Raw genomic sequence first — 13,885 nt, 5'->3', positions numbered from 1 at the left:
CCTGAAAACGCCGTCCGGGCCCCCGCCCGGGCGGCGTTTTCGCATGTCAGGGCGTTTTGCCGGGGGTGTCCACCACGGTCTTTGCCAGCACCGCGCTGCTGGAGAGCAGCAGGCCGGCCCGGCCCCACGCGCCGTCCTCGACCAGATAGCTGCGCGCGCCCAGATACTCGCGGGACACCGCATCGAAGATCCATTCGTGCCGGATCCCGCCGTCGCTGCGGGCCACCGCGACACCGTGCCGGCCGGCGCCGTCCTCGGCATCCGCCAGCAGCTCCACGCCCGGGATCCGGGCGGCCGCCTGGTACAACGCCGCGACGACCGTCGGCTGGAGGACCGTCTCGTTCTCGCTGAGGTAGTCGCCGATCAGCGTGAACGCTTCCGCGTCGACCTGGTTGCCGGTCTTGCGGGCGTCGGCGTACACCTTGCGCAGCATCGCGTCCGGGTCGTCCGGCAACCCCGGGTTGATGTCGATCGCCCGGAAGGCGCCGAGATCCTTCGGCGTCGCGCCGTCACGCAGCACGCCGTGCCCGCCGACGAAGAGCGGAATCCAGATCTCCCGGTCCCGCGGCCCGACCAGCGTCACGTCGTCGTCGCCGTCGACCGACAGATGACTCTCCCGCGAGCGGACGTAGAGGTATTTCCCCTGGCCGCCGACCGCGGCCGGCGCGGCGTCCGCCGCCACCGCCGCCATACCGAGGAAGGTCACGGCAGCGTCGTGGTCACCGTTACTGATTTTTACGTACGGCGGTGCCGCCGCTTGCGGCCAAAGAACATTCATCAGTACGACGGTGAAGGCGGCGAGCAGGCCCCCGGCGAGCACCAGCGCCCGGCGGCGGCGGGGCTGCCGCGCGGGTGTCTCGATCGTGGTCAGCAGGTGCGCCTTGAGCAGGCGCTTCCGCTCGTCGGGCAGGTGCGGCCCGGTGGGTGGGGTGAGCAGGTCGGTCATCGGTACTCCTCCCGCACGGACCCGGGGTTCGCGGTAGCGGCTTCGCCGGCCGTGTGTTCCTCAGTCGCGGGCCGTTTTCTGAGCGCGTGTCGCTCGGCGTCGGGCTCTTGCCGGCGGCGGTGGTGCAGTTCGACCTCGGCCAGGGTGCGGAGCCGGACCCGGGCGCGGGACAGCCGGGACCGCACCGTGCCCACCGGGATGTCGAGCGCTTCTGCGGCAGCCGCGTAGTCCACCTGCTGCCAGACGCAGAGCAGGAACACCTCCCGGTCGGTGCGGCGCAGCGCTGTCAGGGCCGCGGTCGCCGCGGTGAGCTGATCACTGTCGTGCATCCGGCCGACCACCTCGTCGGCGAAGTCCGGCACCGCGCCACCGACCGGCAGCCGGGACATCGCCGCCCGGTGCCGCCGCGCCGCCCGGCGCCGGTTACGCAGCACATTGGTAGCGATCCCGAGCAGCCACGGCCGCAGGCTCTCCCCGTCGGGCCGCGGGCTCTCACCGTCGGGCCGCGGGCTCTCACCGTCGGGGTGCGGGCTCTCACCGTCGGGGCGCAGGGTGTCCCGGATCCGCCATGCCTCCAGGAACGTCAGCGACACCACGTCCTCAGCACCGGCCGCATCGCCGTCCATCCAGGCCGCATACCGGTAAACGGCCTGCGCATGTTCATCGAACAGGTCACCGAAGGCGTCCGCGTCCCCGGCCCGGATCCGGCCGCGCATAGTTGCTGTCACACCCAGTCCTGTCCGCATCCCACCCCAAGTTCCCAAATCCCCAACCCCGCCTGCCGCGCGGCCCCCTGCCTCGCCGCTCCGCCAGCCCCCCATCTCACCTGCCCCGCCTCGGTCGCTAGTGCCGCGGTCCTGGCCCCGCCCGCCTCGCAGCGCGCCCCCGCGCCCACCACCAGCAACCTCCAGCGCCAACCCAAGCTCGCCGGCTGGTCCTGAGAGGTCACTCCAGAGCCGCGAGGCACCCCTCAGGACCAGCCGGGGACCTGGGCGTGCCCAGCGACCGCGGGCCGACGGGGTCCACCGCGGGCTGAGGCCCGCCGGCTGGTCCCCAGGGGTCTATCAGGGGCCGCGAGGCACCCCTGAGGGCCAGCCAGCGGCGACAAACAGCCGTGACCGCCAGCCGTGCGGGGTCGGCTGGTGCTGGTGGCTGTTTCGAGTGCCCGGAGGCAGCCGTCAGCACCAGCCGGCGAAGTGCCGGCCGAGGCGGCCGTGCCCGCCGACGGTGATGGCGTCTGAACCGCGCCCGCCGACCGGCACCGCGCCCGCCGACCGGCACGCCCGTGACGGCGCCCCCCGGGACGGTGCGGTGGTCGTGACTGGGCTGGTTAGGGGGTGAGGACGGTTTGCAGGCGCTTGGCTTCCTTGATCAGGCGGGAGGAGCCGGGGCGGGAGGCCACCTCGGCCAGGCCCGGGATCTCCGTGTGGGCGTGGACCGACCCGGCCACCTGGCTGGCCAGCTCGAGCAGATCGGGCAACCCCCGCTGTGGACTGGCCAGCATCGTCGGCAGGGCTGTGGCCAGCACCTCCCAGACCGCGACCGCGGCGCCCGCCCGGTACGCCTCGGCCAAGGCCGGGACGAGCCGGGACAACTTCAGCGTGGCATCGGCGCTGAGATCGGCCACCGCAGCACCAACCGCCCCGGCAAACGGGGCCGCCCCGCCGGGAAGGGCCGGCTCAGCGGCACGGGCCGCCTCAGTGGCACGGGCCGGCCCAGCGGCAAGGGCCGGGGGCGGGCCGGCGGCCAGGGTGAGGAAGGCGTCGACGGCGGCGATGCGGCTCTCCTGATAGCGGGCGGTCAGCGCATACGCCACGGCATAAGCCAGCGCCGGACCGACCGGGCCGGAGCACTCGGCGAGCAGGGGCAGGACCGCCGCGCCCTCGCGCTGCTCCTGGTCGGTCATCGCGGCCAGCTCGGGCAGCGCCCAGGCCGCGGTCACCTCCCGATGGTGCGGCAGGACCATGGCGAGCACGTCGCCGGCGTCGTGGAACGCGCTCGGGAACTCCTCAGGGTGCGGGCCCGGGGCGATCGTGAGCAGCTGGCGTTCCAGGCGGAGGCCGCCGCCCCGGGCCGGGGTCAGGGCGGCCACCACCCGGCGGCCGACCGGGGAATACCAGGTGTAGCCGCGCCGGGCCGGCTCCTGCTGGAACCGGGTGCTCACCGGGTCGGGCAGGCCACCGTCGGCGAGCCAGGCGGCGAACTGCCGGCCGGCCGGGGAGGTCAGCGTCGCGGCCCCGGCGGCGACCGCCGGATCGGTCACCCGGGGCAGCCGCAGCAGGGCCTGCTCGAAGTCGACCGGCCACGGCTGCCAGCCCTCGGACTCGGCCCGGCGCAACCGGTCGAGCAGGACCGCCGCGTCGAGACTGCCGGTCACGTGGGTCGGGGTGGCCATCAGCAGCGGCACCATGGTGCTGGTCAGCTGGGTCACCGTCTCGGCGACCCGGAGCGCCAGGACGCCGTCGGGGGTGGGGACGATCGCCGAGTCGACCCCGCCGCGCCGGCCGTCCTGCCAGGCCGTGCGCAGTGACGTGACCAGCCAGAGCCACAGGCCGCCGGGCTTGTCGGTGCCGATCGCGGAGCGGATCGCGACGCCCAGGTGCAGCAGCGGCTTGCTGCGGTTCCAGGTGTTCTCCTCGAAGTCGCCCGGGTACCGGTCGAGCACCGGCTGCAACGCGGTGGCCAGCGCGGCCGGGCCGGCCGTCGTGTTCAGCGTGACCAGGCCGGCCAGCACGCGTTCCCAGCGGATCGCGGTGGGCTCGTGGACCAGCGCGGCCACCTCCTCGGCCAGCTCGGCCGGGGTGGCGATCGGCGCGGGCATCGCGGCCGGCGGGGCGGGCGGCGGCAGCTCCGGGAGCTCGGCGGGTTCCGCCTCGACGACCGTGCCGAACAGCGCGGCGGCCCGGCCCGGCAGGTCGCCGGCGAGCGCGGCGGCAGCGTCGGCGAGCCGGGCCACCGCCGCCGGGTCCAGGTCGCCGATCCGCTTGCCGATCAAGGTCAAGGCCCGATCTTGTACGTCCAGCGCCGGGTGCCCGAACGCCACCGCGACCGTCTCGAGCACCTCGCCGGCCCGGCCGGACTCGCGGCGCGACACCTTCTCCAGCCAGCCGAGCTGCGCCTTGACCAGGGTCTTCTCCTTGCGCGCCAGGGTCGCCGCACTCGTGTCGAGCAGCGTCTCCAGCTCCAGCCGGCCGGCCTCGTCGACGGCCCGCAGCACCTTCTGCGCCATGCCGGCCACCGCGCCGGGCGCCTCGGCCAGCAGCCGGGCGTAGTCGAGCGCGTGGCTGGACATCTCGTCGAGGCTGGGCGCCAGCGCGTCGTGCAGCAGCGTGAACGGGCGCAGGCAGTGCGGTGTGTCGCCGCGGACCAGCCGGTCGACGGTCAGGTCCAGCACGGTCTTGCGCTCCAGCGTGCCCTCGGCGACCAGGTGCGCGACCACCGGCGGGAACTGCGGACCGGACTCCTGCCACGAGTCGCTGAGCAGGTCGGCGCCGAGACCGTCGAACGTGAACACGGCGGGCAGCAGGACCGGGAGGAACGGGTCGTCGCGCATCCGCACGCTGAGCGGCGGTTGCGGCGCTCCCCGCCCGGAGGGCCGGAGCAGTCCCTCGACCCACGCCCGGACCACCCCCTCGGTGACCGGCGGCTCGGCGTCACCGGCACGCAGCAGCGTGACCGCGAACGGCCAGTCGTTGTTCCACCGTTCGCGCACCGGGGTCCGCGCGGCGAGGCGCTGACCCAGCTCACCCAGCCAGGGCAGCTCCCGCGCCTGGGCGATCTCCATGAACAGCCGTGGTTTGACCGCGCTCCAGTTGCGCATGTTGCCACGCAGCAGCAGAGCGGCGGCCTTCGCGGCGGTCGGCATGCAGCCGATCACGGCGAGCGCGTGCCCCGGCGTCGGGCTGGTGTCGCCGCGCCACCAGCCGTCCCGGTCGGCGTTCTTGATGCCGGCCTCGACGTCCTTGGCCAGCGCCAGGCGCTCCTCCTCGGTGGCCGCGAGCAGCAGCGCGGTGATCGCGCCGACCTCGTTGCGCTGGGCGCGGCGGTCCAGGCCGACCCAGGTCAGCGGCGTCGTCGTGGTCATGCGGCGGCCTCGGCCTTCTCGATCGTCGCGGCGGTCTCGCCGGCGTGTGCCATCCGGACCGCGAGGACGTGTTTGCACGGGCCGCGCCCGCCCCGGTGTTTCGCCCACCACGGGCAGGTGCAGGACTGCGACTCGTGGCGGACGTGATAGGTCTCGTCGCCGCTGACCACCACCGACACCTCGGCGCCGAGCGTCACCGCACCCGCCGAGATCAGGGCGCGGGCCCCGGCCAGCCGGGGGTTCATCCGCTCGACGGCGGCGGCCGTGTACGGCAGGGTGCGGTGGAAATAGCCCGCCTCGGCCACGTCGTACCCCACCCGGCCGGCCGTGCCGAGCTGGGTCAGCGCGTCCCGCACCCGGCCCGCGGCCAGCCCGGAAGCACCGGCCAGCGCGTCCACGTCGATCGCCGGGTCCCAGGAGAGCAGGGCGCTGATCAGGTCGGCGTCGTCGGCCACCTCGTCGGAGGCGAGCGCCTCGAGCACCGCGCCCTCGCCGGAGAAGCCGCGCGACGGCTCCGGCGACAGGGTCACCGACAGGCGCAGCGTCGGCATGCTCAACTCCCAGGTGCTGGCGACCGGGGCGCTGCCGGCCGACACGGCCGGGCCGAACACGCGCAGGCCCGTCGCGTACCGAAGGAAGGGTTTCAGGGCGGACAGCCGCCCGGCGCCCGGCAGGCAGACCGCGCCCGGCGTCGGCCGGGACGTGAAGCGCAGCGAACGCCCGGCCGGAACCGCCCAGAGCACGGACTTGTCGGTGGCCGGCAGGCGCTGGAAGAGCGCGCGGGCCTCGGCGACGCCGATCGCGGCGCGCGCGTCGAACCGGGACGTCAGCACCTGCGCCTCGGCGAAGCCGCGCAGCCAGCGGGACGGCAGCGGCACCTTCTTCTCCACCAGCGGTCCGTCGAAGGTGGTCACGGTCAGGTCGTCGGGGCCGACCGCGACGTGCATCGGGTCGGAGCGGCCGACCCGGGTCAGCGCCCGCTGCAGCGGCAGGTTGACGTCGACATTGGTGGTGCCGTGCGCCAGGATCTCGCCGTCCAGCCCGCCGGGGAGCACGTCGAGACGGGCGTAGACGCCGCAGCAGCCGGAGAACGACTCGAACCGCAGCCGGTCGGAGCCGGCGGTCACCACCGGGTCGAGGCTGGCCGGGGGGAGCGGCCGGAAATACCGCGTGCGGGCCACCTCGGCCACGGCCAGCAGGCCGGTCGCCGCGGCGCCGGGCGAGGTGAGGAAGCCGGTGAAGAAACGGGGATGCGCCGCCGGGCCGCCGGAGGTCTGCAGAGTCAGGCCGTCGTCCAGAGTCGACGAACCGAGGTACGAGTATGCCGCGGTAACCATGCGCGAGAACCTAGAACGTAGGTACGACAATTTTCACCGGGGCCGGCGGCGGTCCCGCCACCAGTCCCGGACGACGCCGGCGAGCAGCCGGGTGGCGCCGATCGCGAGCAGGGCCAGGTAACCACCGATGACGACGAGGGTTCCCCGTCCGGTCTGTGGCTCGTTCATCGGCGGCGCAGCAGTCGGACCGAGCCACGGATGAACCGGGCGGCGACCAGCGCCAGCAGGACCGCCAGCACGTGGGCGACCAGGCCGGCGACCGAGGTGTTCCCGTAGGTCGCGCCCAGCCAGAGGTCGCCGGCCAGCGCGCCCGCGCCGATCAGGACGGCCAGGACCAGGATCGGTACGACGGTGCTCGGGTTCCAGGGCTCGGTCGACCGGGGCGGTTCGGCGGCCGTCGACGACGGGTGCAACTGCCCGGCCGGGGCGCCGATCAGCACCCGCTGATCGGGGTTCGCGGCGTAGTGCTGGACGGTCGCGGCGGTGAACGCCGGCGAGCTCCCGTCCACCCGGAACCGGTTCGGGTTGACCACCCAGCCGGTGGTCCGGACCAGTTCCGGCCGTCGGTACCGGATCCGGACCTCGAACGGCCCGGACCAGATCTGCACCGGGTCGACGGCCTCCCACGGCACGGTCACGGCGCCGGCCAGCTTGTCGGCGCGTACGCCGTCCGGGGTGAGGCTCACCCCGAGCCCGCGCAGGATGCCGTGACCGCAGAGGATCAGGAACACGGCGGCGAACGCGCCGAGCGGCCACATGACCGGGCGCAGTTCCGGATCCAGCGGGGGCAGCACGACCGCGATGCCCAGCACGGACACCATGGCGACGCTGAGCAGCGGGAGCGCGCCGGTGCGCGTGCTGTGCAGGGCCGGCGTCCGCTCGTCGACGACGAAGGCCGGGGCGGCCTGGGCGGTCCGCTGGGCCGCGACCGTGACGGCGAGCCCGAGCCCGACGCCGGTCAGGCACTCGACCAGCAGGGCGAGGACGGCCGGGATCTGCCCGCCGGGCAGGTGGGACGCGGCCACCAGCGCCGCGGTGACCGCCGCGGCGAGGAGCGGAATCAGCGCGCGGCGCCGGTCGGTCGCCGCGGAGAGCCTGATGATCATCGACGGATGATAGGTGCGGGCCCCGCAACCGGGGGAGTCGCGGGGCCCGCTGTTCGGGGGAAGGTCTACTTAGTGACGGTCAGGTCGTAGATCGTGGAGCCGCCGACCGTGGTGGCGGTGTAGGTCGTGGCCACCCAGGTGGCGATCTGCGAGCTCTCGGTGGCGGTGCCGCCCTGCCCGCCGCCACCGCCCATGCCACCGCCGGAGACGAAGTAGCGGATGTCGCCGGCCGCCACGGAGGCCTGGAACTCGGCGAGGGTCGGTGACGGGTCGCTGCCGTTCCAGCCGCCCAGGGCGATCACCGCGGTGCCGGAGGCGAGCTCCAGGTCGGCGGCCGAGGTGGCGCCGCTGACCGCGGCGGACCAGCGGGTGGTGCTCGCCTTCAGCAGGGCGGTCAGCTCACTGTTGCTGCTGCTCCCGCCCCCACGGCCGCCGCCGGGCGCGGGGGAGGACGGCGCCTCGCCACGCGAGGACGACTCATTGTCCGTACGGGAGAAGCCTCCGCCGCCCGGACCGCCGCCCATCCCGGACGTGCCGGACGGTCCGGAGCTGGGGATGGAGCCCGTATGGGCGACGCCGACCGTCGCGGTCGCGTAAGCCGCGCTGCCCAGCCCGGTCGACAGCAACCCGGCGACGACGCCGATCACGGCCAGCCGGCGCAGTTGAGCAGCCGGCGCGATCAGCGCGATCGCCGCGACGGTCCCGGCCGCCAGCGCGGCCCACCGGAGTTCCGGCATCCATCCGGTACGACCCAGAAGGACGAATCCCCACCCGGCGGTCGCGAGCACCATCCCGGCCAGCACGATCCGCGCCCACGTCTCCGCCCGGTACAGCCAGAGCACCCGCGCTCCGATCCCCGCCACCGCGGCGATCGGCGGCGCCAGCGCGACCGTGTAGTACGGATGGATCGTCCCGCTCATGTACGAGAACGTCACCCCGGTCACCAGCAGCCACCCGCCCCACAGCAGCATCCCGGCCCGGGCCCGGTCGGTGCGCGGCGCCGTCCAGGTCACCGCGAGCACCGCCACCATCGCGATCAGCGCGGCCGGCAGCAGCCAGGAGATCTCGGTGCCCATCGACGTGCCGAACAACCGCCCGATCCCGGTCGCCCCGCCGAACCCGGTGTTGCCACCGCCGCCACCGCCACCGTTGCCCGAGCCGCCGAGGATCCGGCCCAGCCCGTTGTAGCCGAGCGCCAGCTCCCACAGCGTGTTGTTCGTCGACCCGGCGATGTACGGCCGGGACGACGCCGGCCACAGCGACACCAGCGCGATGAACCAGCCGGCCGAGACGACCAGCGCCAGCCCGGCCAGCAGCAGGTGCTTGATCCGCTTCCCGGGCGTGGTGGGCGCGGCGACCAGGTAGACCAGCGCGAACGCCGGCAGCACCAGGAACGCCTGCATCATCTTGGTGAGGAACCCGAAGCCGAGCAGCACCCCGGTCCAGACCAGCCACTTCCCGCTGGCCGTCTCGGTGGCCCGGACCGTGGTGTACGCGGCCGCGGTCATCAGCAGCACCAGCAGCGCGTCCGGGTTGTCGTAGCGGAACATCAGCACGGCGACCGGGGTGAGCGCCAGCGCGGCGCCGGCCAGCAGCCCGGCGACGTGCCCGAACCAGCGCTTGACCGCCAGATAGAGCAGCCACACGCTGGCCACGCCCATCAGCGCCTGCGGCGCCAGGATCGCCCAGCTGTTCACCCCGAAGATCCGCGCGGAGAGGCCCATCACCCACATCGCGGCGGGCGGCTTGTCCACGGTGATCGCGTTGCCGGCGTCCAGCGAGCCGAACAGCCACGCCTTCCAGCTCTGCGCGCCGGCCTGCGCGGCGGCGGCGTAGAAACTGTTGCCCCAGCCGGATTCACTGAGATTCCACAGGTACAGGGTGGCGGTGGCCACCAGAAGAAGGCCCAAAGACGTACGCTCCGGGGCACTTCGGGTCCGGTGGGCGGCGGTGGTCGTCATGGGACTAACCTCGCGAGTGGTCCTACGACGCCTCTGTGATCCATCTGTGCGTCGTCTATGAACCCCAGTTCGCCGCGTCCGGCAGCGGTACGTGCCACGATGGGCGAAGTGTGCGAGTAACCAGGTTCGGAGTGGGAGAGATGAGCGAACACGTTTCCGACAGCGCCGAGTGGCAGGCCCTGCAGGGCCACGCGGAGAAGTTCTCAGCGGTCCACCTTCGTGACCTGTTCGACAGCGAGCCGCAGCGTGGCGAGCGCTACGCCGCCGAGCTCGCCGATCTGTACGTCGACTACAGCAAGAACCTGGTCACCGACGAGGTGCTGTCCGCCCTGGTCGCCCTGGCCGGCCGGGCGAAGCTGAGCGAGCGGATCACCGCGATGTTCGCCGGCGAGCACATCAACGTCACCGAGGACCGCGCCGTCCTGCACACCGCGCTGCGGCTGCCGCGTGACGCGCAGCTCGTGGTCGACGGCCAGGACGTGGTCGCCGACGTGCACGAGGTCCTCGACCGGATGGGCGCGTTCGCCGACAAGGTCCGCTCCGGTGAGTGGAAGGGCCACACCGGCGAGCGCATCAAGACGCTGGTCAACATCGGCATCGGCGGCTCCGACCTGGGCCCGGTGATGGCGTACGAGGCGCTGAAGGACTACACGCAGCGCGACATCGAGTGCCGGTTCGTGTCGAACATCGACCCCACGGACCTGTTCGAGAAGACCCGTGACCTGGACCCGGCCACCACGCTGTTCATCATCGTCTCCAAGACGTTCACCACGCAGGAGACGCTCACCAACGCCGCCGAGGCCCGGTCCTGGCTGCTGGCGACGCTCAAGGACGACGCCGCGGTCGCCAAGCACTTCGTCGCGGTCAGCACGAACGCCGCGAAGGTCGCCGACTTCGGCATCGACACCGCCAACATGTTCGGCTTCTGGGACTGGGTCGGCGGGCGCTACTCGCTGCCGTCCGCGGTCGGCCTGTCGGTGCTGGTCGCGATCGGCAAGGAGAAGTTCGCCGAGATGCTCGCCGGCTACCACGCCGTCGACGAGCACTTCCGCAGCACGCCGATCGAGCAGAACGTCCCGGCCCTGCTCGGCCTGATCAACGTCTGGTACGACACGTTCCTCGGTGCCCAGTCGCACGCGGTCCTGCCGTACGCGCAGTACCTGCACCGGTTCGCCGCGTACCTGCAGCAGCTGACCATGGAGAGCAACGGCAAGTCGGTCCGGCTGGACGGCGAGCGGGTCGCCTACCAGACCGGCGAGGTGTTCTGGGGCGAGCCCGGCACCAACGGCCAGCACGCGTTCTACCAGCTGATCCACCAGGGCACCAAGCTGATCCCGGCGGACTTCATCGGCTTCAGCGTGCCGAACCACGACATCGGCGAGATGCACGACCTGTTCATGTCGAACTTCCTGGCACAGACCGGTGCGCTGGCCTTCGGCCGGACCCTGGAGCAGGTCCAGGCCGAGGGCACCAAGCCCGAGGTCGCGAAGCACCGGGTCATGCAGGGCAACCACCCGACCACGACGATCCTGGCGGAGAAGCTGACGCCGGGCACGTTCGGGCAGCTGGTGGCGCTCTACGAGCACATCACGTTCACCCAGGGCGTGATCTGGGAGATCAACTCGTTCGACCAGTGGGGTGTCGAGCTCGGCAAGGTGATGGCGAACCAGCTCGCGCCGAAGCTGACCGCGTCCGACGCGCCGGCCGACGACGCCGACTCGTCGACGAACATCCTGATCAAGAGGTACCGGGCCGCGCGCGGCCGCTGATTTCTGTCACACCGGCGTTCTAGGCTCAGTGCCGTGAATTCGGAAACGGCACTGAGCCTGCGCATGACCAGCCTCCTGCTCGGTGGCGGTGGTCCGCAGACGGTCCTCGGGATCACCGAGTGGTTCGGCGCCATGCAGGCGCAGGATCTCAACAGCGTGCTCTGGTCGCTGGGCGTCCGGCTGCCCGGCCGCACCCAGGCCGAGATCGTCGCCGAGACCGAGCGGCACGACGTGGTGCGCACCTGGCCGATGCGCGGCACCGTGCACCTGATCCCGTCGGCCGACGCGCACTGGATGCTCGGCCTGACCGGCGTCCGGATGTTCGCCGGCGTCGAGAAACGCCGCGAGATCCTGGGCCTGTCCGAGAAGGACGCGGACCGCGCGGTCGAGATCCTCGGCGCCGCCCTGGCGGGCGGCGGCCGCAAGACGCGATCCGAGTGCGTGGTGGCGATGAACGACGGCGGCGTCACGGTCACCGGTCCGCTCGCTTACCACCTGCTGTGGTACGCGAGTCAGCGCGGCGTGACGGCGGTCGCCCCGAACCGGGGCAAGGAGCAGACGTTCGTGCTGCTCGACGAGTGGGCCGCGACGCGCAACACGCCCTCGCGGGACGAGGCGCTGGGCATCCTCGCGCATCGGTATTTCCGCAGCCACGGCCCCACCACGGCCAAGGACTTCGCCGGCTGGACGGCGCTGACCATGGGCGACGCCCGGGCCGGGATCGCCGCGGCGGGGCTGGCCCAGGTCGAGGTCGACGGGGTGCCGATGTGGGCCGACCCGGCGGTGCTGGCGGCCGGCCCGGTGCGCGGGTGGCACGCGCTGCCCGGCTTCGACGAGTACCTGCTGGGCTTCAAGGACCGCGCCATGATGGCCACCCCGGAGATGTTGAAGAGCATCATCCCGGGCGGCAACGGCGTCTTCCAGTCCACCCTGGTGCAGGACGGCAAGGTGCGCGCGGTCTGGAAACGCACGCTGGGCAAGAAGGCCGTGTCCATCGTGGTGTCGCCGCTGACCGATTTCACCGCGAAGGACTGGCAGCGGGCCGAGGAGGCGCTGCAGCCGTTCGGCGCGTTCGTCGGCCTCCCGGTCACGGTGGCGGCCTCTCGGTGACCGTGCCGGCCTCCCGATCACTGTTAAGAAACTTGCTTAACTGACTGTTAAGAACCCTTGATATTTGTGAACGTGAAAGCCACGATGTGGTGGCACAGGTCACGTTCACTCGTCGAGGAGTCGCCATGGGTATTCGCCGCCAGGTGTTGGCACTGGTCGCCGGGGTGGGGGTGGCACTCGGGTCGGTCGTCGCGTTCTCGTCGACGAGCCAGGCCGCTGTCGCCTGCTCGTCGGTGACCTGGACCGAGGGGCCCACCTACACCGCCGGTCAGCAGGTGACCTACCAGTCCAAGCTGTACCAGGCACTCGTCACCCACACGGCGTGGGCCGGCGCCGGCTGGAACCCGGCCGCCACCCCGACACTGTGGAAGGACCTCGGCGCGTGCACCGGGGGCGGCACCCCGAGCCCCACGCCGACCAGGACCTCGGCCTCGCCGACGCCGTCCCCGACGGTCTCCCCGACGGCGTCGCCCACCCCCACCCCGACCTCCACGGGCGGCACCGGCTGCGCGACGAAGGGCCGTCCGGCGGGCAAGGTGCTGCAGGGCTACTGGGAGAACTGGGACGGCGCCTCGAACGGCGTGCACCCCGGCCTCGGCTGGATCCCGGTCAACGACAGCCGGATCACCCAGCACGGGTACAACGTGCTGATGGCGGCGTTCCCGGTGATCCGCTCGGACGGCACGGTGCTCTGGGAGAACGGCATGGACGCCGGCGTCAAGGTGCCGACCGCCGCGGAGATCTGCGCGGCCAAGGCACAGGGCGCCACGATCCTGATGTCGATCGGCGGCGCGGCGGCCGGCATCGACCTGAGCTCGAGCACGGTCGCCGACAAGTTCGTGTCGACCATCGTGCCGATCCTGAAGGCGAACAACTTCGACGGCATCGACATCGACATCGAGACCGGCCTCTCCGGCAGCGGGAGCATCACCACGCTCTCCGCGTCGCAGTCGAACCTGATCCGGATCATCGACGGGGTGCTCGCCCAGATGCCGTCGAACTTCGGCCTGACCATGGCGCCGGAGACCGCGTACGTGACCGGTGGCAGCGTCACCTACGGCTCGATCTGGGGCTCGTACCTGCCGATCATCAAGAAGTACCTGGACAACGGCCGGCTGTGGTGGCTGAACATGCAGTACTACAACGGCTCGATGTACGGCTGTTCCGGTGACTCCTACGCGGCCGGCACCGTGCAGGGCTTCACCGTCCAGACCCAGTGCTTGAACAACGGGCTGACGATCCAGGGCACGACCATCAAGATTCCGTACGACAAGCAGGTCCCCGGCCTGCCCGCCCAGTCCGGCGCCGGCGGCGGCTACATGAACCCGTCCCTGGTCTCCCAGGCCTACCAGTCAGTCCCGTCGATCAAGGGCCTGATGACCTGGTCGATCAACTGGGACGGCTCCAAGAACTGGACCTTCGGCGACAACGTCAAGGCCCTCCAGGGCCGCTGACCCGCGACCCCCCCGATCACCGGCCCGGCCCGTCCCCGGGCCGGTGATCTTTTTTCCCCCGCCCTCCCGCGCTCCGCCCGCCCCGCCCGCGGTCCGCGCGGCGGCGCCGTGTCGTCGG

10 protein-coding genes are annotated in these 13,885 nt (G+C 72.4%); 3 read left to right on the top strand and 7 right to left on the bottom strand.

Annotated elements, in window-relative coordinates; all coding sequences use genetic code 11:
• Positions 1 to 46: 46 nt before the first annotated feature.
• From ADL15_RS41385 to ADL15_RS41355, 7 genes are all read right to left on the bottom strand, one after another.
• On the bottom strand, positions 47 to 946 hold the full coding sequence (locus ADL15_RS41385) for a CU044_5270 family protein (protein WP_067704016.1): 900 nt from the start codon (positions 944 to 946) through the stop codon (positions 47 to 49).
• Positions 943 to 1,674, bottom strand: a complete 732-nt coding sequence (locus ADL15_RS41380) for an RNA polymerase sigma factor (protein WP_232344876.1) — start codon at positions 1,672 to 1,674, stop codon at positions 943 to 945. Before ADL15_RS41380 ends, ADL15_RS41385 begins: the two co-directional genes overlap by 4 nt.
• Positions 1,675 to 2,276: 602 nt before the next feature.
• Positions 2,277 to 5,030 (bottom strand): DUF6493 family protein, encoded by a 2,754-nt coding sequence (locus tag ADL15_RS41370; protein ID WP_067704010.1) that lies wholly within the window; start codon positions 5,028 to 5,030, stop codon positions 2,277 to 2,279.
• Positions 5,027 to 6,367 carry an SWIM zinc finger family protein gene (locus ADL15_RS41365; RefSeq protein ID WP_067704007.1) on the bottom strand — a complete coding sequence of 447 codons (1,341 nt, stop codon included), beginning with the start codon at positions 6,365 to 6,367 and terminating at the stop codon, positions 5,027 to 5,029. Before ADL15_RS41365 ends, ADL15_RS41370 begins: the two co-directional genes overlap by 4 nt.
• 33 nt (positions 6,368 to 6,400) lie before the next feature.
• Positions 6,401 to 6,535, bottom strand: a complete 135-nt coding sequence (locus tag ADL15_RS56705; RefSeq protein WP_269748429.1) for a hypothetical protein — start codon at positions 6,533 to 6,535, stop codon at positions 6,401 to 6,403.
• Positions 6,532 to 7,473 carry a hypothetical protein gene (locus tag ADL15_RS41360; protein WP_067704005.1) on the bottom strand — a complete coding sequence of 314 codons (942 nt, stop codon included), beginning with the start codon at positions 7,471 to 7,473 and terminating at the stop codon, positions 6,532 to 6,534. Before ADL15_RS41360 ends, ADL15_RS56705 begins: the two co-directional genes overlap by 4 nt.
• A 65-nt stretch (positions 7,474 to 7,538) precedes the next feature.
• Positions 7,539 to 9,434 (bottom strand): glycosyltransferase family 39 protein, encoded by a 1,896-nt coding sequence (locus ADL15_RS41355; protein WP_067704001.1) that lies wholly within the window; start codon positions 9,432 to 9,434, stop codon positions 7,539 to 7,541.
• A gap of 140 nt (positions 9,435 to 9,574) precedes the next feature.
• Between ADL15_RS41355 and pgi the strand changes: the two genes are divergently transcribed.
• From pgi to ADL15_RS41340, 3 genes are all read left to right on the top strand, one after another.
• Positions 9,575 to 11,203, top strand: a complete 1,629-nt coding sequence (gene pgi, locus ADL15_RS41350; protein ID WP_067703997.1) for a glucose-6-phosphate isomerase — start codon at positions 9,575 to 9,577, stop codon at positions 11,201 to 11,203.
• Positions 11,204 to 11,236: 33 nt separating this feature from the next.
• Positions 11,237 to 12,313 carry a winged helix DNA-binding domain-containing protein gene (locus tag ADL15_RS41345; RefSeq protein ID WP_232344875.1) on the top strand — a complete coding sequence of 359 codons (1,077 nt, stop codon included), beginning with the start codon at positions 11,237 to 11,239 and terminating at the stop codon, positions 12,311 to 12,313.
• 125 nt (positions 12,314 to 12,438) lie between these two features.
• Positions 12,439 to 13,767: a carbohydrate-binding protein gene (locus ADL15_RS41340; protein WP_067703991.1), complete on the top strand. Its 1,329-nt coding sequence runs from the start codon at positions 12,439 to 12,441 to the stop codon at positions 13,765 to 13,767.
• Positions 13,768 to 13,885 lie beyond the last annotated feature (118 nt).

It is taken from the genome of Actinoplanes awajinensis subsp. mycoplanecinus, from assembly GCF_001509495.1.
Classification (GTDB): Bacteria; Actinomycetota; Actinomycetes; order Mycobacteriales; family Micromonosporaceae; genus Actinoplanes; species Actinoplanes palleronii.
The sequence above is the reverse complement of the archived record's forward strand: the minus strand, read 5'-3'. Positions and strand labels throughout refer to the sequence as shown.

Excerpts from the sequence above, each read along its gene's own strand:
- ADL15_RS56705 (WP_269748429.1), bottom strand. The coding sequence starts at position 6,535 with ATGAACGAGCCACAGACCGGACGGGGAACCCTCGTCGTCATCGGTGGT.
- ADL15_RS41355 (WP_067704001.1), bottom strand. The coding sequence starts at position 9,434 with ATGACGACCACCGCCGCCCACCGGACCCGAAGTGCCCCGGAGCGTACG.
- pgi (WP_067703997.1), top strand. The coding sequence starts at position 9,575 with ATGAGCGAACACGTTTCCGACAGCGCCGAGTGGCAGGCCCTGCAGGGC.
- ADL15_RS41340 (WP_067703991.1), top strand. The coding sequence starts at position 12,439 with ATGGGTATTCGCCGCCAGGTGTTGGCACTGGTCGCCGGGGTGGGGGTG.
- ADL15_RS41360 (WP_067704005.1), bottom strand. The coding sequence starts at position 7,473 with ATGATCATCAGGCTCTCCGCGGCGACCGACCGGCGCCGCGCGCTGATT.
- ADL15_RS41385 (WP_067704016.1), bottom strand. The coding sequence starts at position 946 with ATGACCGACCTGCTCACCCCACCCACCGGGCCGCACCTGCCCGACGAG.
- ADL15_RS41365 (WP_067704007.1), bottom strand. The coding sequence starts at position 6,367 with ATGGTTACCGCGGCATACTCGTACCTCGGTTCGTCGACTCTGGACGAC.
- ADL15_RS41370 (WP_067704010.1), bottom strand. The coding sequence starts at position 5,030 with ATGACCACGACGACGCCGCTGACCTGGGTCGGCCTGGACCGCCGCGCC.